The organism is Hymenobacter sp. HDW8 (assembly GCF_011305775.1).
GTDB classification, from domain to species: Bacteria; Bacteroidota; Bacteroidia; order Cytophagales; family Hymenobacteraceae; genus Hymenobacter; species Hymenobacter radiodurans.
In genome coordinates, this window is the sequence record NZ_CP049907.1 from 1855406 (window position 1) to 1875991 (window position 20586).

The following is a 20586-nucleotide window of genomic DNA, read 5'->3' on the forward strand; positions in this document are numbered from 1 at the left end:
CTACTCGCCTTTGGTACGCATTTCTTGGCGGCGCATGGGCATCGTATCAATGGTTTCAAACAGGGCTTTGGGGTCGATTGGCTTGGTTTCTTTACGCTTTACGCCACCGTCTTTACCAATCAGCACCACGGCAAAGCCGCTCGGCTCGACATCCAGCGTCTGGCGCACATACTGCTTTTCGGTGGGACTCAAGTTGGTTTCAATAGCTTCAATGATGAGTATATCGCGGGCTTCTACTTGGGCTTCGGCGGAAGTCATGCTTGCCTTTTGCTGCTTGAGCTCCACCGATTCGGCCGTGGGCGCGTAGAGGACAACCACTCGTTTTTGCCACCGCTGAGCTTTTATTCTCTCTGGCAACGAGGGCTTTGCAGAAGGCTTTTGGGCTAACGTGCCTAATGCAAAGCCACTGACTAATAACACGAGAAGAATGGACCGGAGCATGAGCAATACGGAAGATGTGAAGCTAGAACATTGATTGGGGGGCTTTTTTGTGTTCGACGGACTGCAAAAAAGCCCCCAGCTCGTATTCAAACTCCGTAAGCGGCGTGTCTGTTACTTTTCGTTGTGGGTTTTCGTGGGGCTCTCCCACCGCTAGCTATATTACCTTGGCACGAAATTCCGTTTTCCTTCTAATAGCGCCCATAATCATACCTGCTCCGGCGCTTTGCCACCCTATGAAACGACTTCCTTTTCTGCTCTTATTTGTAAGCCTGCTTACAAGTGCTCCGGCTTGGGCTCAGGCTGAGCAATCTATCTGGTATTTCGGTAATATGGCGGGGCTAAGCTTTGCGCAAGGCAAGCCCACTCCCCTTCTCGACAGCAAAATGGTGAGCTACGAGAACTGCGCCGTGGCCACTACCAAAAGTGGCCAACTGCTGTTTTATACCAATGGAGGTACAATTTTTAACCGCCAGCACCAGCCCATGCCCAATGGTCGCAAGCTGATGGGCGGGCAGGAAAGCACACAAGGCGTTCTGATTGTGCCCGATCCCGGCAGCGGCAACGTGTTCTACGTGTTTACCACCGACTTTCAGGGCCGGCCCGGTGGCATGCGCTATTCCGTAGTGGACATGACCCGCGACAATGGCCTCGGCGATGTACCACGCGCCAATTTGCTGCTCATTTCACCCGTAGCTGAAAAGCTGGCGGCGGTGCGTCACCAAAACGGCCGCGACGTATGGGTAGTAGGTCACCGCTGGAATTCTAACGCCTTTGTGGCTTACCTCGTTACGGCCGATGGCGTTCAAACCAAGCCGATTTTAAGCAACGTGGGCACGATGCACGCCGGCCCCGGCCGCAATGCTATTGGCTGTATGAAGTTCTCACCGGATGGCAACAAGCTGGCCGCCGCCATCTGGCGCGAAAGCAACAAGTTCGAAGTTTTTGACTTCGACCGCACAACAGGCTTGGTGAGCAAGCCGCGGCAATTTGGCCCTTATGAGGAAGCCTACGGCGTGGAGTTCTCACCCGATGGCAGCAAGCTCTATGGCACCAATAACGGCACCGGTGGCGGGGCAGCCCAAATCTGGCAGTTCGATTTGAAGACCAACAAAGCCACCAAAATAGGGGATTCCAAGAACCGCAAAATCGGGGCGCTTCAGCGGGGGCCGGATGGCAAAATCTACGTGGCCCGCGAAGACAACCCTTTTTTGGGAGTCATCGAAAACCCGAATGCGGCGGGCTTAGCCTGTGGCTACAAAGACGATGGTATCAGTCTGGGGGGCAAACGTAGTAAGTTTGGCCTGCCCAATTTCATCGTCAAGTAAGGGCAGATCCAGCACCTATGGCCAAACGCTTCACCGTAGACGAGTATGTGGCGGGTATTCAGGCCGGCAACCGCGTGGTGCTGAGCCGCGCCATTACGCTGGCGGAAAGCACCTTGGCCACCGATCAACAGCTCGCTCAGCAAGTCCTCGACGCGGTTATGCCACAGGCGGGCCACTCGATACGAGTTGGCATAACTGGCGTACCGGGCGTGGGAAAAAGCACATTTATCGAAGCACTGGGGCTGTATCTGGTAAATAAGCTAGGCAAGAAGCTGGCCGTGCTGGCCGTAGATCCTACCAGCCAACGCAGCGGCGGCAGCATACTCGGCGACAAAACCCGCATGAGTGAGCTGGCAGCCCATTCAGCGGCTTACATTCGGCCATCGCCGGCGGGCAGCTCCTTGGGGGGCGTTACGCGCAGCACCCGCGCGGCCATGCTCTTGTGCGAAGCAGCCGGACACGACGTCGTTTTTGTAGAAACGGTAGGCGTAGGCCAAAGTGAAACCGCTGTGCACGGTATGGTCGACTTTTTTCTGCTGCTCATGCTGGCCGGTGCCGGCGACGAGCTGCAAGGCATCAAAAAGGGCATTATGGAAATGGCCGATGCGGTGACCATCACCAAAGCCGACGCAGGCAACGAGTTAGCAGCCCGTCGTGCCCGCCGTGAATACCAGAATGCTCTTCACCTTTTTCCAAAAGCTACTTCCGGCTGGGCCCCCGTGGTAACAACCAGCTCGGCTCTGACAGGTGCTGGCGTTGCCGAAGTCTGGGAAATAATAGAGCAGTACCAGACGCAAATGCAGGCCAGCGGGTACTTTCAGCAACGGCGGCAGGAGCAAAATCTGCACTGGCTGCACGAGGCCATCCGACAGGAATTGGAAGAGCGCTTCTACGCTAACCCACGCGTGCAAAAGCACCTGAATGAGGTGCGGGAGCAAGTAATGGGGGGCAAAAAATCCCCCTTCGGCGCTGCTGCCGAACTGCTGGAATTGTAGTGAAAATCTCAGCTTATCAGGAAGCGATACGCTGCTCTAGTAAGTCCCATTTGTTGCCATAGCAGTCCTCAAACACAGCGACGCTGCCGTAGCTTTCGTGCCGGGGCTCTTCTAGAAACTGTACACCGCGCTCCCGATATAGGGTATAATCCCGGGCAAAATCATCGGTGTGGAGAAACAGGAACACGCGCCCACCCGCCTGATTACCAACTTGACGAACCTGTTCCTCAGTAGCAGCCTGAGCCAGCAGCAACCTAGCAGATGAGGATTGCGGCGGCGCTACCACCACCCAGCGTTTCCCGTGTCCCAAGTCCGTATTTTCTATCAGCTCAAAACCCAACTTATCCGTGTAAAACGCGATGGCTTCGTCGTAATCACGAACGAGCAGAGTGATGGCGCCGATATACTGTGGCATAAGTGGCTGGGGGGCAAAAAAAAAGCAAGAGTACGCGTCTTTTACTTGGTTAGATAGTCTTACGCTTCAGCATCAGATAATCAAGGTAGTACAACACTTTAATCGACAAAGAATTGCTGTGAGGCGTATTTACGGTATTGGTCAGATTATCGAAGTAAAGCGGGGTGGCTTTGTCGGCAGTAAGGAAGCTGGAGCCAGCATTTTTCCACACTATGCTGATCTGGGAGCCGGGCGCAAACCACCACGAGTACACGGCATCCACGTTGAAGGCGTTGAAGCTCGTGTCGCGGTTGCGGCGGTAGTCGATGGCTTCTTCCTGACCCTTCTCTAGCAGCCGCAGGTAGTCGTAGTAATGCACGTTGCTCGTGTAGTGACGCGTGCGAATAGTGAACGACATGCGGTTATTGAACGTGTAAGACCCCGAAACTGTGTTAGTTACGGTAACCACGCGACGCCGGCCCAGCACCGACTCGTCCAGATAAAGCTCGTCCAGAGGTTCCTGGCTGCTCATGCCACCAGCGTACCCAATCTGGTTGTCTTGCTTGCTCCAACTTAGGTCATAGCGAAAGGTAAGTTGGTTATTGACCCGATAGCGCGGACTAATACCTATGCCGAGGCCCGTACGGTTCGGACGGCCTCGGTCCTGAGCGTAGTAGCGCCCAGAAACGCTCACGTCGTACGCCAGTTTTTTGCGGTAATCCGATGAGATGAACATGTTACCGCCCACGTTGGCGGGCAACCGTACGTACAGGCGGCCGAGTGGGGATACGCGCGGCTCGAAGTAATCGTGGCGGCGTGGGGCAGCGTCAAATTCAGCCCCTACTGTCATAAAACTCTTCGTGAAAGTAGTGTTGCCGCCTCCGTACAGCTGCACGCTCCGATAGCGCCGGGGCTTGTACAACACCTGATTGCTGACGCCCCAGTAGGTATACAGGTTATTCACCTTCCAGAAGGGCTTGTATTTGTTATAGTTGAAGTCGATGGATTGCTGGATGCTGTTGTTGCTGAGCAGTAGGCCTAAGTCGTTGGAGTCGTAGGTATCGGATTCGATGCCGTGGCTTACTTTCCAAGTGAAGTTGCCACTGATTTTGCCCACGCCCACCTGATATTTAAAGCCATCTTGGTTATTTACGTCATTATCTGAGGCAAAAGACTTGCCGCGGCGACGTGAGTACACCACTTGCCCATCAATGGCATAGGCGTTCTTCTTGTCAGCAAAGCGAAAAAGCCCCCCAGTCACGTTGGCGTCGTAAGTCTTACCCCAGCGCGTGACGTTGGTATTGATCAAGCTCACGTAGGAATTATTCTTCAGGCTTTGATCCAGCACTACAATATTGTAGTTCGAAAAAGGCTGGGTCAGCACGTCGCGCTCCTGCCCGGTGCTGTCGCGCACGGTGGCGTACACATCGTTAGATAAAGCATTGAACAACCCGATGCCTAGTCCTTTACTCGTGCGACCGGATATTTTGGCAGCATTCAGTAAGCGAGTTTCGCCAGGGTTTTTCACTAGTTGTTCACCTTTGCCAAGCTGCCCATTGACGGCGTAAAAGCCCACCGGCTGGGCTCCTACCCGACGGGAGTAAAAGAGGTTGCCTTTAGTAAATAGCTCCGTGCCCTCCGTAAAAAACTGGCGGTTTTCGTTGTACTGCACCTCAAAAGGCGTGAGGTTGAGTACCACGTTGTCGCTCTGGGTTTGGCCGAAGTCGGGTACCAGCGTTGCATCGAGGGTGAAGCTTTCGTTGATGCCGTACTTGATGTCGGCGCCGCCATTAAAAGAGAAGCTTGTGTTGCGCACGCCCTGCTCCTGGTAAGGATAATGGTTGAGATAGGTGGATACATAGGGCGTGAGCGACAGGCGCAGCGGCGGCTTAATGTCGCGGATGCCTTGCAATTGACCCCATTGATTCACAAAGCCATCGGCTTCGGGCTTTACTTCATTCCAGAAAAAATCTTGATTATCGCGCTTCCGCCGGCGCATAAAGTTGAGTCCCCAGAGCTGCTCGGGTACGGCGCTAAAGCGAATGGCCGAGTACGGAATACGCATTTCAACTACCCAATCGGTACCACGTAGGGCCGTACGCGCATCCCACACGGCATTCCACGCAAAATCTTCGCCACTGGCGGGCGAATAGCGGGCATCCAGTTGCACGCCACCTGGCGTGATAAAGAAGCTGTAGCCGTTGAGCTTATCGTTATAGGTATCGAGGAAAATGGCGATAAAGTCGGTATTACCGAGGTCGTCGCGGGCGGTCAACTCCCGCATGATAGAGTCGGCAGATGACTCGTGCATCACGGCGCCCACATATAGCGCGGCATCATCGTACAGCACCCGCACTTCGGTCTTGTTCTTCTCATGCGGGCCAGGGTTCGGCCGATTCTGAATAAAATCGGTGGCTGCGGGTGCTTCCTGCCATTGGGCTTCATCGAGTTGGCCATCGAGCTTAATAGGCTGTGTGATGCGAACGGCTTGAAGCTGGCGCTTGGGCGCTGCATTGGCTTTAGGCGTAGGTGCTGTGGGGGGCAAATTCTGCCCTACAGTCACGTATGTGATGAATCCTAAACACCAACAAAGTAAAATTCGCAGCATAAAATGTAAAGGTAAAACCGGGATTCCCCGTCGATAAGCCAATAGATGCACAAAGCCAGACGAGAGTTGCCGCGGGGGGCTTTTTTAATATAAAAGCCGGCTTTCTGCTTCAGAAAGCCGGCTTTTATATTAAAAACGAAGTTGTAGCTACTCTTGGATGGAGATGTTCATATTGAACTTGCTGTTCTTGCCTTCGCCTAGCAGCTGCCGATACTTAGCCGCCAGCTCGTCCGACTGACGCTTGCCGTTCACGGTCATGCCAGTAGAATTTATCTGGAACTGATACGACTTATCGTTCTTCCCAATCAGCCCATCCTGCCGCAGTTGGTTGCCCAAATCAACGGAATTAATGGCTGGGGCGCGGGGAGGCTGTGGAGGCCGCGGGGCGCGGAGCGCACGAGGAGGAGCCGGTGGTGCTGGAACCCCTGGAGGCGTTGGAAAATCAGGGGCTCCCGGAGCTACTGGTGGTGCGGGCGGTGGAGGTGGGGTAATGCTGTAATTGGTGCTGGAACCAGCGCGGTTCATATAAATACGGTTCACATTCCCCCCATTGTAGCTGAGTGTCAAGGTATCTGTGTCACCAATTGTTCGGCCTACGCCCTCCTCATACATTTTCTTGTATTTGACAAAAAGAGCTTCCGACTGCTTTTGTCCATTTACTTGCAAATCCTTGGCTGTCAGCACGAAGTTGAAGCGAGTTCTATCCTTGATCAATCCATCTTTCACCAACTCATCGATGATGCCGTCCTCGGTTTTACGAACGCGGGCATCGCGCTCGGCCCGTTCTTTATCACGCTCGGCACGCTCACGGTCGCGAATAATTCGTTGCTCATCGCGCTCAACCTGGCTTCTCTCCCGAATGACTTGCTGATTGTCGCGGGCCTCCTGTAGCCGGTCACGCTCCTCTTCGGCCGCTTCCTGCAGCCGCTCGCGCTCCTCCCGAATATTGTCGAACTGCTCCCTGATTCTATCTCTTTCCTCGTCGCTATCGGCGTTTTGCTCGGCCAAGCGCAAGGCTTGCTCCGCTGACCGCAGGGCTTGGCGGCGCGCGTTCTCACCCTGAATTATCTGGACGTTTCCATTCAGGTTGCGCTTAAGCAAGGCCATTGATTCGTTGTTGAGCCGCAGCAACTGAGTGGACCGATGTAGTTCATCCGCATTTAGGTCTATTACCCTCAAATTACTGGCGTCTAAGTCAAAATGCGAGTCGTTGCGACCTAACAGGCGTAGCGTACGACCAGACTTCAGCCGAATAACCTGCGTGCCTTCGTCGTTGCTCATCTTTCGCGCCGCATTCAGCTCTTGGGCGTCTATGCGGTTGCCATTGATATACATCTCCGTTACGCGGCCTTTTTTGTCGCGTTCCAGTATTACAGCTCCTGCGTCGCGGCGACCCCGCGCGCCATCCTGAATGATAACGACCCGGCTGTTATCGTCCTTCCGACGGCGCTTCTTTTTGTCTTTATCCTTATCATCGTCACTAACAGCGACAAGTTCTGTTTCGCGCAGCGGACCCATAGAATTTGCAAGGGCCAACGGGGGCATTTCGGCAACAGATGGCGTCACCATCAAACCGGGCATCAGGTCAGCACGCCAAGTATTGCTCATGGCCATTTCCTTCTTGCGGCTGCTCTTGAAATGCGGATCAGCCATGGAGAAGGCCGTACTCACGCCTAGCAGTACAATGCCCCCTAGCACCACTACGGCCGCCATAAAGCCCTCAGAGAATGTAGGGGCCGAACGACGCTGTACCAGCCGCCGCACGCGACTCAGCAGTGAGCCATCTGGGCCAACAGCGGCTACCGCCAGGCGGGGTGCTGAAAAGCGGTCGTGGCCAAGCTCGGCTAGTCCGGTGAGCGCATGAGCCAGCGTCAGCGGGCTACCACACAGAGCAGTAGCCATATCGTCGCAGCAATTTTCGCGCTCGGTACGCAGGCACGCATTCACAAACCAGACTCCGGGGTGATAGAAAAAAAGAATCTCGGTGATGGACTGCACAAGGTTCATTAAATAATCGCGCCGAATAATATGCGCCAACTCATGCGCCAGAATAGCTTCTAGGTGTGCTTGGCTTAGGCCGGATATAGTGCCCAATGGCAGCAGAATAACCGGACGTAGATGGCCCGCTACCAGCGGCGCTTTCACCAGCGCCGACTCCAGCAGCGTTACCGACCGGCGCAGCCCGGCCCGCTCACCAAGCTCCGTCAGGCGGTGTTGCCATACGGCGGGCAGTTGGCGTACGCGGTAGTGCCGAAGCCGATCCAGATAAGCCAGCCCGCCCAGAAAGCGCAGTGTCATGGCGAGTAAGCCCAGCAGCCAAGCGGTTACAATTAGGGGTAAATGCTGGTCGAAGTATGGCAGCCACGATGTAGTAACCGGTGCAGCAGACTCTACGGTTGCGGTTGCGGTAGGACGCTTGTCAAAAGCATATACTAACGGCAAATTGCCCCCCAGACTAGCTGCAATAGCTGCTGGGGCATCTGTTGTTGTAGCCAGAGCAGTGGGAACTACTGCCTCCGTATCGGAACTGTCGGTCAGATAATATCGGCTAAACGTAACCGCCGATAAGCCCAACATCGCAACCAGTGCCACGCCTGCCGCCCGGTAACGAATCCGCGCCGTGTGCTGACGCAGCAGCAATAACAGCCCGGCTAATGCCAGCGCTACTACGGCCCCTTGCCACAATGAATGCACAATGGTCCAGCCAAGGGCCCGGACAACGGCTGGGGATAGAAGATGCTCAAGCCAGTTCATTGGTCCCTCCTTTCTCGGTTGTGTTTTTTTGCTCTTCCATTTCGTTCAGCAGCTCCCGAATCTGGTCCAGCTCGGCCTGCGAGGTGCGCTGGTGGCCAAGGGCCTGCACCACTAGCTTGAGGGCCGAGCCGCCAAAAGCAGCATCCAGGAGGCGGTCGATGAGCAGCCCCTGGGTTTCCTCCTCGCGCAGCGCCGCCCGATACACATGGGTGCGATTCTCATCATCACGGAGCACTAAGCCCTTATCCAGCATTAGCTGAAGCAGCTTCAGCGTGGTAGTGTAGCCTACATCGCGCTTCTTGTTTAGCTCGTCGTTTACAAAGCGAACGGTAGTGGGGCCGTGCTGCCAGAGCACCTGCAAAATCTCCAGCTCCGATTCGGTAGGCTTGGGGAGGGGTGGCTTGCTCATTATTTCTAGGAGTTATAGACGTACGAAGGAATTCGTATGACAAACATATACGAAACTTATCGTACTAACAAGTCTTATCTACGAATATTTTCGTTGACACCCAGAATCATGGCTTAACTCGCAGTAACTCTATCAATGTCACGACAAAATAAGACTGGGTGCTTGCTCTATTTTTTCGCGCCGAGTGAAATAGCATTTAAGAAGAATAGTATGGAGCATTCGACTTAGTACGCTGTAACTCTAGCATTAAATTATAGCCTGATATAAGTAAGGCTAGTTTATACAAGCAATTGTTAAAATTAAACTTATCAAGGAATAAAGAACTTGATTTAGATCGAATTAATCAAAAATAAATATGGCAGTACTAGCTTAATATTCAATCGGTTATCAACAGCAGATCATCGTTATATCTATGTTTATTAATATGAATAGGAAGCATCTTTTACTGACGAGCTTTATAATGAAACCCATAATGTTTTTTAGCCAAAAATCAACTCATAAGGATGCACCCCGTATTATCCATGACCTGAATACGTCCTTTCACCCATGGATTTCAGCGTCTCGCCTATGCAATCTTCTGATAATGTTTTCCAAGGTCAGCAGCCTGATCCCAACCACGCCCCTGATCCTCGCATGACCATTCCGGTAGTGGAAGAGCAGTTACAAATCGGGAAGGATGTGGTAGAAACCGGTCGGATTCGGGTATCGAAGACAGTTCACGAGGAGGAGCGCGTCATCGATGTGCCCATTATTCAGGAGGAGGTCAATGTTGAGCGAGTAGCTATTAATCAATATGTGGCTACTCCCCCCGCTGTGCGCTATGAGGGCGATACGATGGTTATGCCCATTCTGCGGGAAGTATTGGTGGTGGAGAAGCGCCTGCTCCTGGTAGAGGAAGTTCGCATCACAAAACTCCAAACAGAAACACGTACCCCCCAACAGGTGACGCTACGGAAGGAGGAAATTCATCTGGAGCGTGTGGCTCCAAATACGGCCCCTTCCACCGACCCTTCTATTCAAGCTTAGACTTTACCGATTACCCTACTATTCTTCATTTTTCTACTAACCAAAATCCTTACGAACGATGGCACATACCGTAATTGGAGTATTCGACACAGTTGCTGAAGCTCAGCGCGCCGTACAGCAACTGGAGCAGAGTGGTTTTCAGCGCGACTACGTCGACGTAGCACCTTATAATCAGGGCAGCACGACTAGTGGCGGCTATAGCAATAGTGGCAGCACAAATACCACCGGCACTCGTGCCGAGGCGGTTGCTGATGATGCCGGCGACAAAATCGGCAACTTCTTCAGCAATCTCTTTGGCGGCGACGATGATAATACCTCCCGCAACTACTCCAACGTAGTGCGCAGTGGCAAATCTTTGGTAACAGTCCACGCCCGCTCGGCGGAAGAAGCGGAGCGCGCTCGCGACCTTCTCGACAGCTATGGTGCGGTAGATGTGGATGATGTAGCTGCTCAATATGGTGGGGCTAACACTTCTGGCAACGCATATGCGGGCACTCAGTCGGCCAATGGCCAAACTGATGAGACTGGCTCAGTGAAGGTGATGGAAGAGCAGTTACAGGTTGGGAAGCGCGTAGAGCAAACAGGTGGGGTACGGGTGCGCAGCCGCATTGTGGAGCGCCCAGTAGAGGAACATCTGCGCCTGCGGGAAGAGCACGTGAACGTAGAGCGCCACGCTGTAAACCGTCCGGCTACGGAAGCCGATTTCAATGCCTTCCGAGAAGGTGAGATTGAAATTACGGAAAGCGCCGAGCGCGCCGTAGTAGGTAAAGAAGCTCGCGTAGTAGAAGAAATCAACCTCGGCAAAGAGGTAACTGAGCGGGAAGAAACCATTCGCGATACGGTGCGCAAAACTGAAGTGGATATCGAGCAGATAAATAATCCAACGATGGCCAACCGCACTACCGACAACCCCAATACCCTGAATAGAGACGTGTAAGCAGTTTCTAAGTTATAGCTATCCATTATTTAAAAAGGCGACCAATTAATGGTCGCCTTTTTTATGCTTAAAGCCAGTATAAAATACTTTCTTTTCTATCCTTCCAGGTTCTGAGGGGCATTTTGCACTCGTTTGCGCTTGAGGGTAATGCGCGCACGCCGACAAATGCCCCCCAGTGGCGGATTGAACTTCGACACGCACACTTTTACGGTATATACGTGCGGAAATTGAGTTAGAATCCGATCCATTACCCGATGTCCTACGTGCTCCAGCAACCGCGCCGGAGCCAGCATTTCTTCTGCGACAAGGCGATAGAGCACTTCGTAATTTATGGTTTCCTGGAGTTTGTCGGAGGCGCCGGCTGCGTGCAAGTCGGTTTGGATATACAGGTCTACCCCGTACTTATTCCCGATTTTCTGCTCCTCATCGTAGTAGCCGTGAAATGCAAAAAACTCCATACCCTCCAGCGCGATTTGTCCCATGGTAGCAAGCGGTTAATGATGGCGTAGCGCCTTTCTGTAAGACTACTGAATTTGTGGCTACAACAAAGCGAAAGGCCCGCAAGCTATTGCGGGCCTTTCGCTTTGTTGTAGCCGAAGCTAAGTTAAATCTCGTCGAAGAAAGATTTTTCGGTTGAAGCAGCCGTGGCCATTCCGGGGTGCGTAGCGGGCGAAGGCGGCATAATTTCGGGATGACCTGGGCCAACGGGTTGAATGTCGGGGGCTGGGCGCTCAATATCCGGGGCGCCTGGATCGGGCACGCGGGAAGGCTCCGGCTGATAGATGCGCGACGGATCAGCTTTACCGGGGTTCTCATCAGGCGAGCCGGGGCGAATTTCTGGGCCCGGCGTTTGGGCTGGTGCACCTGGGTCAGGCTGCTGACCGGGCTTGGGGTTGTAGTTGCCGGGCTGGGGACCAATGGCGCGGGGCTCGGCAGCCAAACTGCCCCCCAGGGAGGCGCTAGATGCCCCAGCCACTGCGGCAGCCGACGAAATAGAAGCAGAAGAAACACGCATGGCAGAGTCGTTTTGGGATGAAGGTTCGGGTCTGCTTACCTGTACGCTCTCGGCCCGCGAAAGGATAGCGGCCGCGTCTGTTTTAGGTCGAGCTTTCGCTTTTGCTACTTTTTCCAACGCGTCGGAGGCTAGGTGCTGCAAGTCGCGCACGAGGTTCTCCATCTGGGTTTCTAGTCGATGACACTCTTGGCCCAAGCTGTTGACTTCGGTGCGCATGGCGGCCACGCTTTTCTCAGCTTCGCGGGTGGCTTCTTCCACCAACCGACGAGCTTCCTGCTTGGCTTCGCTTAAAAGCTGATCCGCTTTGAGCTGGGCTTCGCGGATGCGCAGGTCGGCATCGCGCTGCGACTGCTCAGTGATGCTGTTACCGGTATCTTCGGCCGTTTTGAGCGTGCGGTAGAGGCTGGTTTCCACTTCGCGCATTTTCTGCACATCGTGGGTGGCATGCTCCAGCTTAAGGCGTAGCTCCCTGTTTTCATCGCCCATGCGCTCCCACTGCTGCGACAGCGTGACTAAAAAGGCTTGAACTTCGTCCTTGTCTACACCCCGAAAGGCTTTTTCAAAGGTTTTTTGCCGGATGTCAAGAGCGGTAATTTTCATGGAAGCTATGATTGATAGGCTGAAAGCTGGTGAGTAGATGCCAGTAGCCTTGATGAAACGGGAGACAGGGCAGAAACGAAGGGCAAGGCGAGGGAAGTATCTGAAAGTAACTGAAGCGCTATAAACGGACTACACTTTCATTTCACCTACCGCTCAGCTTCTACCCTCTCAGGCATCAGGATAGCCCCCACACGACAAGGCTGCGGTCGTCACTACACGAAACTACCCGATTCTGCTTGCCTGACCAAAATAACTTGTTTACGGAAGTGCCGTGGCCTGCGTGTCTAGCCTTGTCAACGACCCGTAGCAGTCGTCCGGTTTCGGCTTCCCATACTTTAATGGACTTGTCCATGCTGCATGTGGCCAGCAGCAAGCCATCCGGGCTGAACAGTAGGTGATTAATGGTAAACATGTGGGCTACAATGCTGCGTACTTCGGCATAATTGTCCCCCACGGCCCACGTCCGCAGGTGAGCATCGCGCCCAGCGGTTAGCAGTTGCTGCCCATCGGGCGAGTACGCCGCTGTAAATACAGAGTTGCTGTGCCCGGTGAGTGTGTACTTCACAGCCAGTGAATCAGTATCCAGAACACGTACTAGTGCGTCGCTGCCCCCTACAGCCAGTTCACCGCGCTCCTCGTGCAAGGCCAGGCAACGTAAGCTTTTGTCGCTGAGGGGCACCAGCATTTCCAAGGAAAAATCAGCGGCTCGTAATACCGCCAGCACCCCATTGCCGAGGGCCACATACAGGCGCTGGCGCGGCGCAGAGTATGCAAAGTCGAAGATGGCGGCTGGCGGCAGTGCAGTACTATACACTAGCTTCCTTTCTGCCAATGCTATAGCTTGAACTCCCTGAAAATTATGCCCCAGTATCAGCATTTCACGCTCGGGTAAGTAGCGCAGAGCGTAAACTGAGTTTTCAACTCGGGCTACTAACTCACCGTCGCGCGTGAGGTCATCGATGCTCCACACGGCGACCATGCCATCGGCGCCCGCTGAAAAGAAACGGTCCTCATCGGCAGACCCGGCTAAAGCGTATACACAGTCGCGGTGGCCGCTGAGCGTAGCCAGTTTCTGCACCTGCGGACGTGAAAGCAACGGCATGAGTCAGGTAAAAATTTAGGGCGAAATTACAGCAGTTTTAACTAGTTCAGGAGGTAGTACCCGACCAATACTAGTCTTGCGTCCCTACATACTCTATTTTGTTTCATTGAGTACGTGGAGCCGCAGCGAAGCATCTCGCGTGTTTAGTAAGGTTGGCAGCGTCACATCAGCAGGCCAGATCCTTCACTACGGCCCTGCGTGACGGTTAAAAGTAAACTTATACATATAATGCCCTTACACTCCCTCACCCCTCTTTCCGAACACACCTTGCTGGGATTGTGGCAACTCACAGAAACGCCCCCCGCGTTGCTTTCTATTCTTCCCCACCCGGCCTACTATGCTGGCCAGCAGCCGGCAGCGCGCGATTTAACCCGTCAGGCGCAATGGCTGGCAGGGCGGACGCTTACGCACACGCTTTTGCGAGAACTGACCCCTACCGATACTCTTTTAGTGAATGATTCTAACGGCCGACCTTATTTGGAGCAATTGCCTGATTTTGCGGTTTCATTGTCACATTCGGGGGAGTGGGTAGCAGGAATTGTATCCACTCAAGGGCGCGTTGGCACAGATATTGAACTGATAAGACCCAAAGCGCAACACTTGGCGACCCGGTTTCTAGCTGAGACGGAACAAGCCAATGCCGGCGACGATTTAGCAAAATATAGTCTCTATTGGAGTGCCAAAGAGACGCTGTATAAGCTGCATAGTCGCCGGGGCGTGGTGTTTAAAGAGCAATTGTTGCTCAACCCGTTTGAGCTGCGGGAGGCAGGTGTTTTGACGGGGCACCTGCTGCTCGAAAACTTCCGCAGCGAACACCGAATTTCTTATCAACGCTTGGCAAATGACTATATGCTAACGTATTGCGTTGAAGATGCTAAGCACGGCTGATTTTCGCTTGCTGCATCTGGTTGAAGACGTAAAAATCTTTCCAACGAAGATTTAGCGCTTCACTTCCACCTTCTAATCTCCCCATCCATGCTCTTTCGTCGAATCTCTATTATCGCTGCCGCCGCCCTGCTTTTCTGTACTGTAGCAGTAAGCGTGGCAAAAGCGCAAGAGGGCCGCACCGTTACTGACTTTAGCCTTACGAGCCCCACCAACGCAACCGTTACGCTGAGCAGTTACGCGAGTAACAAGGCCGTCGTGGTCGTATTCGTGAATCCCAACTGCGCCTTCTCCAAGCTTTATCAAAGCCGTTTGAACGCCCTGACTGCCGCGTATAGCGGCAAGGGAGTGCAGTTTCTGTTTATCAATGTGCCCATCAACCTGGAAGCTACGGCCGATGCCACCGACGCCGACAAACTCAAAATGAAATCCACGGGCTCCGATGACTATCCTTATCTGACTGACCCCGGTCAAAAGGTAAGTGGCCTACTGGGAGCTACCAAAACGCCAGAAGCCTTTGTACTACAGCCCGCTGAGAACGGCTTTGTGGTGCGCTACAAAGGAGCAATCGACGATAATGCCCAAGTGGAAGCATATACGAAGGAGCATTATGTGGCGCAGGTGCTGGATAATATCTTGGCTGGAAAGGCCGCAGGTGTAACCGACAAGCGTGCGGCGGGCTGTTTGATCAAGAGAATGTAATCTTAAGTATAAGTCATGAAAAAAGCCCCCCAGTACATTACTGGGGGCTTTTTTCATGACTTATACTTAAGGCTTATTCTGTAGGGTCAATATCCGTGGGAGGCATGATTTCGTCGGTCAGGATGGCTAAGAGCTTCCCTACTTCGGTGGCTTTAGCAGGTTCCTGCAGCTTCTCGAAGCTCATCACCAGATTGCGCAAAGCCCGCCGCACGATGTCGAGGTGCGAGCAGGGCGCATAGAAAATATCGTTGGGCGACAGGTTGAGCTGCGCTACATAATGCTCAATGTCGGTGCGCGACAGAATGAGACCGCGGTTGTAGCAGTTGATATAGAAAGGCTCCGTAATCTGGCTCTGCGACTGATAAGTAAGCACAAACAGATTGGGCAGATTCACGCCATAAATAGGCAAATTGAGCCGCTGCGCCACCAGCAAGTAAATCACGCAGAGTGTCAGCGGATTACCACGCTTAGTTTCTAACACTAAGTGTAGCATGGAGTTAGCCGGCGAATGGAAATTCTGTGTGTTGGCTCCGAGCTTATGCACCCGAAACAATACATGGTTCAGCACCTGCACCTGATCCGTAGGATGCATCTCAGGTCGCATAAGCGTCCAGGCTTCGAAGCGTAACTGCTCAATAGCTCGGTTCAGCGCCTGCAAATCGGCATCCGGATACTGATAGGAGTTCAGCAGCCACATGCCTTCGAGCAGGTTTTCGCCGCCCGAATCGCGCCACACGCGCAGGCGCTGTTTCAGACCATCAAATTGCAAATCGTGAATCAGATCCTCTAGGCGCTGCTGCTGGCGCGGATCGAGGCTCTCCTCCCACGACTCTTCCAAGAACGGAATAATGGTTTCGCCCAACGCTTGAATTCGCTCCTCAATCTGGGGGGCAATTTCCGGGTCATCGAGCAGCGAGATAAGCGCTTTGATTTCTTTATTGGTCATGGAGCGGAGGATCGGGACGTGTGCAGCAGCCCCGAATAGCACGAAGTAGCAAATAAAAGCAACCGACACGGTTTCGCCGCAGCCGGTTGCCCAGAATCAACACGCAGAACGGGGAGGAATGTTCAAATAAAGTGCTTTCACGAACTGGTTTTCAGCACACCATTGGCGCGAGTTTAACGCAGCGTAACTCGTGACCAGCCATGCCGGCAGGCTGCGCCTCCCCCGTTAGAACAACAACGCCGCCCAGATTATCTAGGCGGCGCAGTCACGGTTTGCCGCTCTGCGGCAGTGGAGGTACAACCTCCACCTCAAGCTAAGTCACGAGCTACAAGCTCGCGCCAGCGGGGAGCATGCCTTTGTCAGTAATTGTCAACGCGCCTCTACCCGTTCAACCGTAACAGTGCTTCTGATGTAATTGAACAGAATAAGTCCGACTACTAACAGTGATGCGTTATACAGATAAAATTCTACACTAAAAGACGAGAAATTATCTAGCATCTCATTCAGAAAACGACCGGCCAAGCTTAAGGCGGGACCAGCTATAAAAGAAATAATCAACCACCACTTCAGGTTCGCCAAAGCATATTTGTGCTTAGTCAATACTAGAAATAGCAGTGCCGCCATCCATATCACCCGCAGGCTAACCAAAATATTGAATCCTGTGACCAGCGCATAACCAGATAGGAGCAACCCACCAATCAACGACACCGCCAGAACCCAGTAGACTATAGAGTTATGGAATACTGTTTTTTCCATCATAGTTTAATACTTCTCATACCTGAATAACGCCCACATTAAACGGCTTCTCAATCGGCGCATGATTAGCTGCATCAATACCCATTGAGATAACCTTACGCGTTTCCAACGGGTCAATTACCGCATCTACCCACAAGCGGGCGGCGGCATAATAAGGCGACAGCTGCTCTTCATAGCGATTCTTAATGCGGTCGAGCAATTCCTTTTCGGCTTCGGGCGTGATTACTTCGCCTTTGGCTTTCAAGCTGGCTACTTGGATTTGCAGGAGTGTGTTGGCGGCGGCGGCGCCACTCATTACCGCAAGTTGGGCCGTGGGCCAAGCCACGATGAGGCGCGGATCATAGGCTTTGCCGCACATAGCGTAGTTACCGGCCCCGTAGCTATTGCCCACAATGACTGTGAACTTGGGCACCACCGAGTTGCTCATGGCACTCACCATTTTCGCTCCGTCTTTGATGATGCCGCCGTGCTCGCTTTGCGAGCCCACCATAAAGCCCGACACATCATGCAGAAACACCAGCGGAATGCGCTTCTGGTTACAGTTCATGATAAAGCGCGCGGCTTTGTCGGCCGAGTCGGAGTAGATGACGCCGCCCATCTGCATGCCCGATTTCTTCGACTTCACGATTTTGCGCTGGTTAGCCACAATACCGACTGCCCAACCATCAATGCGCGCTAGGCCGCAAATCAGCGTTTGGCCATAGAGGTCTTTATAGGGCTCAAACTCCGAGTTATCCACCAAGCGACGGATAATATCCATCATATCGTAGGGCTTGGCGCGGTCGGCGGGCAGCAGACCGTAGATTTCCTCAGGCTTTTCAGCCGGCGCAACGGGCGCAGCCCGGTGGAAGCCAGCGGAAGGCTGGCCACCCATCTTATCGAAGATGTTGCGGATATGATCAAGGCACTCCTCGTCGTTCTTAAACTTATAATCGGTCACGCCCGAAATCTCGGAGTGCGTGGTAGCGCCGCCCAGCGTCTCGTTATCAATGCTTTCGCCGATGGCCGACTTCACCAGGTAAGAACCCGCCAAAAACACCGAGCCTGTGCCATCCACAATCATGGCCTCATCGCTCATGATGGGCAAATAAGCCCCCCGGCCACGCACGGCCCCATAATGGCGGCCAGCTGCACGATACCCATGCTGCTCATCACGGCGTTGTTGCGGAAGATGCGGCCGAAGTGCTCTTTATCTGGGAATATCTCGTCCTGCATGGGCAAATACACGCCCGCTGAGTCCACGAGATAAATGATGGGCAGCTTGTTTTCGATGCTGATTTCCTGGGCCCGCAGGTTCTTTTTGGCGGTAATCGGAAACCACGCGCCGGCTTTCACAGTGGCGTCGTTGGCCACTACTACGCACTGTCGCCCCTGCACGTAGCCAATCACGACAACCACGCCACCGGACGGGCAGCCACCATGCTCTTTGTACATGCCTTCGCCCGCGAATGCCCCTATTTCTACCGTTTCCGCGCCTTTATCTAATAAGTAGTCTATGCGCTCGCGGGCAGTGAGTTTGCCCTTGGCTTTGTGAGCCTCGATGCGCTTTTCGCCGCCGCCCAAGGCCGCTTTCTTTTGGCGCTGGCTGAGTTGGAAAATGAGTTGTTTGACTTGGTCTTCGTTTTTGTTGAACTCCAGATTCATGCGGGTGGGAAAAGGGATTGTGGGGGGCAAATTGGGTGATTTCGACACAAAAAAATCCGCCCGAAGGCGGATTTCAAAGGTACTTAAAATTGGCAGATGCCTTATTTGACCGGCACCGCAACCGAGTCCTTGGGGACAAGCGTCTGCGTATTATCAGTCTTGATCTTCTGTTCCGTTTCTATCACGCCGTTGGGCTTCTTGGTCACTTCCTTTTTCGCCTTATCCTTGCCGCCAAACGAAATCAGCGAGAAGTTCACGTAGCGCTTAGGATTAGCCTTAAAGTCAACGAGCAGCGCGTCAGTACTAGCAGCGGAGGCGTTCAAGTTGCTGTACAGCGAGTCGTCATTGATCAACTTGCCAAGCGAGCCTTTGGTGCTCGTTAATGACTGATTGAGCGAAGCCATGGTAGCTTGAGCCTCGGTTACGGTAGCGTTCATTTTGCGCACCGTCTGGCTCAGGGGGGCATTTTTGAGCGTGTCCGTGATTTGCGCCAGGTTGGTAGCTAAGCGGTCGAACTTGCGCTCGGTCACGTTGAGCGCACGGGTCAGCTCGGCCATATTGGTCGTAATCTGATTGATGTTGCGCTGATTCATAATCAACAAGTTTTTCAACGCCTCCGTCGAGCCTTGCGCATTGAGCAACGTGGCTTGCAAGCTGATGCGCGCTTCCTTGGTCAGGAAGCTGTTTACCTTAATCAGCGTCGAGTCGACGGTTCCCAGCACGGGGAGCGCCTTGGCTTGGAAGGCATCGGTAATACTAGCTACGGTGTACGATTTCAGCTCTTCGCCGCCGTCATACACCTTCGAGTTCTTCCCCATAAACAGCGTGATGGTCTTGCTGCCAAGCAGCGTACCCGACAAGCTGGCCACGGTAGAGTCGCCGACCACGATATCCTTATTGAGTTCAAACTGTACGCGCACGCGGTTGCCTTCTTCCGGCATCAGATGCATTTCGCGTACCTGCCCCACTTTCACCCCGTTCAGAATAACGGGGTTACCTAGGGCCAGCCCATCCACGTTATCATACTTGGCGTGAAACGTGCGGCTGGAGGAGAATAAATTGCTTCCTTTTAGGAAGGTAAACCCAAAGTAAAGGGCTACAATTGCCACGATAGCGAGCAGGGCTACTTTGATTTCTTTTGACACGTTGGGTCAGCTGTTGAGGGAGGTGATGAGCAGGTAGACAATAGGTTAACTGCTACGGGGGGCTTTTAATCCCCGTTCATAGCTTCTAACTCATTCTTATAATCCCGGAAGGCCCGGTATATACCTGAGGCCATATACGACTGACCCGATTTATCGTTCAGGTAGCGTTCCTCATTGCGGTTGGTTAAAAACCCGACTTCGATCAGAGACGACGGCATTGTTGACTTCCAGAGCACCAAAAACCCGGCTTGTTTCACCCCGCGCGACTTACGTCCAATCTTTATTTTGAACTGATAGTCAACCTTTTGAGCAAATCGCAGGCTATTATCTACGTGGGCACTCTGAAATAGCGAGAACAGAATGTGGCTCTGGGGCGAGTTAGGATCAAAGCCTCCATAGCGCGCTTTATAGTTATCTTCCTGTAAAATAACTGCGTTTTCCCGTTTGGCCACCGCCAGATTAGCGTCGGTTTTGGCCGTACCCATGGTCCAAACCTCCGTACCATAAGCCTCAGATGGGCCAGCGTTACAGTGTACACTGATAAATAGGTCCGCGTTATTTTTATTGGCAATACCAGCCCGATCAGCTAGTTCCACAAATACGTCGGTCTTGCGGGTATATACTACCTTCACATCCGGCTCATTCTCTTCGATGAGCCGCCCGAGTTCCAGAATTATTTTCAATGAAACCGCCGCTTCCCGGGCCGATACGCCGGCGCAGCCTCTATCCTTACCGCCATGGCCGGCATCGAGTACCACAGTGCGTAGTTGGTACTTCTTGGGGGGCAAAACCGCTGACCCTGGGGCCACGGCTACCGACGAGCCAGAAATAAACAACAGACTCGCCAGACAAACAGCTACAATATTCCGCACAGAGTTCGTTAGTTGGGGTAGCTTGCCGCT

The 20586-nt window shown here is 53.3% G+C and carries 18 protein-coding genes and 1 pseudogene; 6 read left to right on the forward strand and 13 right to left on the reverse strand.

Annotated elements, in window-relative coordinates; all coding sequences use genetic code 11:
- Window positions 1–441: a DUF4174 domain-containing protein gene (locus G7064_RS07605; protein WP_166073123.1), complete on the reverse strand. Its 441-nt coding sequence runs from the start codon at window positions 439–441 to the stop codon at window positions 1–3.
- A 233-nt stretch (window positions 442–674) separates the two neighbouring features.
- Between G7064_RS07605 and G7064_RS07610 the strand changes: the two genes are divergently transcribed.
- The gene (locus tag G7064_RS07610; RefSeq protein ID WP_166073124.1) at window positions 675–1766 is read left to right on the forward strand and encodes a WD40 repeat domain-containing protein; all 1092 of its coding nucleotides are present in this window, start codon (window positions 675–677) and stop codon (window positions 1764–1766) included.
- A 17-nt stretch (window positions 1767–1783) separates the two neighbouring features.
- Window positions 1784–2761 (forward strand): methylmalonyl Co-A mutase-associated GTPase MeaB, encoded by a 978-nt coding sequence (gene meaB, locus G7064_RS07615; RefSeq protein WP_166073125.1) that lies wholly within the window; start codon window positions 1784–1786, stop codon window positions 2759–2761.
- 16 nt (window positions 2762–2777) lie between these two features.
- Here meaB and G7064_RS07620 read toward each other — a convergent pair whose 3' ends face one another.
- The 4 genes from G7064_RS07620 to G7064_RS07635 all read right to left on the reverse strand — a co-directional run bounded on the left by G7064_RS07620 (window position 2778) and on the right by G7064_RS07635 (window position 8926).
- Entirely contained in the window at window positions 2778–3176 is a 399-nt protein-coding gene (locus G7064_RS07620) for a VOC family protein (protein ID WP_166073126.1), read from the reverse strand.
- Window positions 3177–3225: 49 nt separating this feature from the next.
- Entirely contained in the window at window positions 3226–5763 is a 2538-nt protein-coding gene (locus tag G7064_RS07625; protein WP_166073127.1) for a DUF5916 domain-containing protein, read from the reverse strand.
- 147 nt (window positions 5764–5910) lie between these two features.
- Entirely contained in the window at window positions 5911–8457 is a 2547-nt protein-coding gene (locus G7064_RS07630) for a M56 family metallopeptidase (RefSeq protein ID WP_166073128.1), read from the reverse strand.
- 46 nt (window positions 8458–8503) lie between these two features.
- Entirely contained in the window at window positions 8504–8926 is a 423-nt protein-coding gene (locus G7064_RS07635; protein WP_133271869.1) for a BlaI/MecI/CopY family transcriptional regulator, read from the reverse strand.
- A gap of 567 nt (window positions 8927–9493) precedes the next feature.
- On the opposite strand from G7064_RS07635, the gene G7064_RS07640 reads away from it, so the two are divergent.
- Complete coding sequence (locus tag G7064_RS07640) at window positions 9494–9952, forward strand: YsnF/AvaK domain-containing protein (RefSeq protein ID WP_205711193.1); 459 nt, start codon at window positions 9494–9496, stop codon at window positions 9950–9952.
- 58 nt (window positions 9953–10010) lie between these two features.
- Window positions 10011–10889 (forward strand): YsnF/AvaK domain-containing protein, encoded by an 879-nt coding sequence (locus tag G7064_RS07645; RefSeq protein ID WP_166073129.1) that lies wholly within the window; start codon window positions 10011–10013, stop codon window positions 10887–10889.
- Between the two features lie 95 nt (window positions 10890–10984).
- Here G7064_RS07645 and folB read toward each other — a convergent pair whose 3' ends face one another.
- The 3 genes from folB to G7064_RS07660 all read right to left on the reverse strand — a co-directional run bounded on the left by folB (window position 10985) and on the right by G7064_RS07660 (window position 13606).
- Complete coding sequence (gene folB, locus G7064_RS07650; protein WP_166073130.1) at window positions 10985–11371, reverse strand: dihydroneopterin aldolase; 387 nt, start codon at window positions 11369–11371, stop codon at window positions 10985–10987.
- Window positions 11372–11493: 122 nt separating this feature from the next.
- Window positions 11494–12504, reverse strand: coding sequence for a DivIVA domain-containing protein (locus G7064_RS07655; protein WP_166073131.1), 1011 nt, complete (start codon window positions 12502–12504; stop codon window positions 11494–11496).
- Window positions 12505–12679: 175 nt separating this feature from the next.
- Complete coding sequence (locus G7064_RS07660; RefSeq protein ID WP_166073133.1) at window positions 12680–13606, reverse strand: WD40 repeat domain-containing protein; 927 nt, start codon at window positions 13604–13606, stop codon at window positions 12680–12682.
- Between the two features lie 306 nt (window positions 13607–13912).
- On the opposite strand from G7064_RS07660, the gene G7064_RS07665 reads away from it, so the two are divergent.
- Together G7064_RS07665 and G7064_RS07670 are read left to right on the forward strand one after the other, a co-directional pair.
- Window positions 13913–14494, forward strand: a complete 582-nt coding sequence (locus G7064_RS07665) for a 4'-phosphopantetheinyl transferase superfamily protein (protein WP_166073134.1) — start codon at window positions 13913–13915, stop codon at window positions 14492–14494.
- A gap of 87 nt (window positions 14495–14581) precedes the next feature.
- Window positions 14582–15193 (forward strand): redoxin domain-containing protein, encoded by a 612-nt coding sequence (locus G7064_RS07670; RefSeq protein ID WP_166073135.1) that lies wholly within the window; start codon window positions 14582–14584, stop codon window positions 15191–15193.
- Between the two features lie 73 nt (window positions 15194–15266).
- On the opposite strand, the gene G7064_RS07675 is transcribed toward G7064_RS07670, so the two are convergent.
- The 5 genes and pseudogenes from G7064_RS07675 to G7064_RS07695 all read right to left on the reverse strand — a co-directional run bounded on the left by G7064_RS07675 (window position 15267) and on the right by G7064_RS07695 (window position 20556).
- Window positions 15267–16139: a transglutaminase-like domain-containing protein gene (locus G7064_RS07675; protein WP_166073136.1), complete on the reverse strand. Its 873-nt coding sequence runs from the start codon at window positions 16137–16139 to the stop codon at window positions 15267–15269.
- Window positions 16140–16508: 369 nt separating this feature from the next.
- Window positions 16509–16898, reverse strand: a complete 390-nt coding sequence (locus tag G7064_RS07680) for a hypothetical protein (RefSeq protein ID WP_166073137.1) — start codon at window positions 16896–16898, stop codon at window positions 16509–16511.
- A 13-nt stretch (window positions 16899–16911) separates the two neighbouring features.
- A pseudogene (locus G7064_RS07685) lies at window positions 16912–18539 on the reverse strand (acyl-CoA carboxylase subunit beta).
- A 101-nt stretch (window positions 18540–18640) separates the two neighbouring features.
- Window positions 18641–19684 carry an MlaD family protein gene (locus tag G7064_RS07690; RefSeq protein WP_133271860.1) on the reverse strand — a complete coding sequence of 348 codons (1044 nt, stop codon included), beginning with the start codon at window positions 19682–19684 and terminating at the stop codon, window positions 18641–18643.
- A 65-nt stretch (window positions 19685–19749) separates the two neighbouring features.
- Entirely contained in the window at window positions 19750–20556 is an 807-nt protein-coding gene (locus tag G7064_RS07695; RefSeq protein WP_166073138.1) for an N-acetylmuramoyl-L-alanine amidase, read from the reverse strand.
- Window positions 20557–20586 lie beyond the last annotated feature (30 nt).